This window comes from Hydrotalea lipotrueae (assembly GCF_019249625.1).
Lineage (GTDB): Bacteria > Bacteroidota > Bacteroidia > Chitinophagales > Chitinophagaceae > Hydrotalea > Hydrotalea flava.
Genome location: NZ_JAESDL010000062.1, coordinates 1 through 1,351, shown reverse-complemented (window position 1 = coordinate 1,351; position 1,351 = coordinate 1). Strand labels below are relative to the sequence as shown.

General features: G+C 42.7%; 1 protein-coding gene. It reads right to left on the bottom strand.

Annotated elements, in window-relative coordinates; all coding sequences use genetic code 11:
- Window positions 1-19: 19 nt before the first annotated feature.
- Entirely contained in the window at window positions 20-1,237 is a 1,218-nt protein-coding gene (locus JK139_RS15380; RefSeq protein WP_074421225.1) for a transposase, read from the bottom strand.
- Window positions 1,238-1,351: the final 114 nt, after the last annotated feature.

Here is a 1,351-nt window from a genome sequence, read left to right as displayed (position 1 = left end):
ACAATAGTCCGGTAGTTAATTAAGCAGCCATAGCGCCTATATTCAGGCACCGGCCGTATAGCTTTCTTATTTTATTATACTTCAGATCCAGACCTAAGTTTGAAAAAATAGTTTCTGTCAGGTACTTATTATAGAACCAGATTTTGATGCTTCGCATAGAAAAGGGCGTTTCGTTTTTGTCAGGTAAGTTCGCCCAGCAACTGTACTTCATTAATGAAACCGTCATGAGTGATAAATTAAAATGGTTATACAATTTCGTTTCTGATCGGGCCTGGCATTCTTCCAGACCGGTATATTGTTTGGCATCCCGTATCAAAAACTCGATCTGGAACCGTAACTGATAATATCGGATAATTTTTTCACCTTGCAATTCCGTGTCTGTACTTAACAGAATTACATACCCTTTCCGGGCCTTGCTTTCCAGATGTATCACTTTTACGATACGCTTCAGTGCCACACACCAAACTTTCAACTCAAATCCCTCCATATCCTCATCCTTATAGCAGCGCTTCCATTTACGCTTATCTATTTTCTTCACATTTACCTTTCCCGCATAGCTCCGCTTTCTGCCTCTGCCCGGATTTTGAGGGCCATTATACAGGTACAGCAAATTGGCATCGGGGCGCATCCGCGTAATTACTTCCAACCGCAACAACAGTACCGGGTCAATAAAGGTCTTCTTCATAAAGTACCCATCCACCGCCAGGTACTTCGTGTAGCACAATACTGCCCTCAGATTCTTCTTTATTATACCCACATAATGAGCCACCAATTGGCTCTTCATACCCGCCGGCGTTTGAACCGCCTCTATACTATACGCCGTTGAATCCCCTACATCCACCAGTGCCAGGCAGCCTATTTCCAGTCCAGGCTTTGCCCGTTGATCCTTGCCACTCCAAAACCGGTCTTTACCATAGGTCTTTTTACCGCTCTTCCTAATATAGGATGGATCGAATGCCGCTATGCATTCTTTACCCTTCAGCCCGTTCATCGATCCCTCAAACCAGCTACTGAAATTAATCTTCCGGTTAAACTGCTGACGAATACTCTTTTCTGCATACCCTCCGCCGCCATACCGAAACAGATTCAAAAAGTTGTGACGAACAGGAAGCATCACCCATTTCTCAAAAACCCAATGCAGAAATTTTTGCTGCGGTTTGGTTATTCCTTTTACTTGTTCTATACTTGCATCGATAAAGCGCTTCGCTTTATTAAAGGCGGTTATGTTGTTCTTCACAAAACAGTTTACCGCCTTTTTCCTTTCTATTACTCTACTGTTAACATCTTTTCCCCTCCAAATTTGTTATCCATATCCAATCCTTCTCAACCTTAAAAAACTACCGAAGTATTG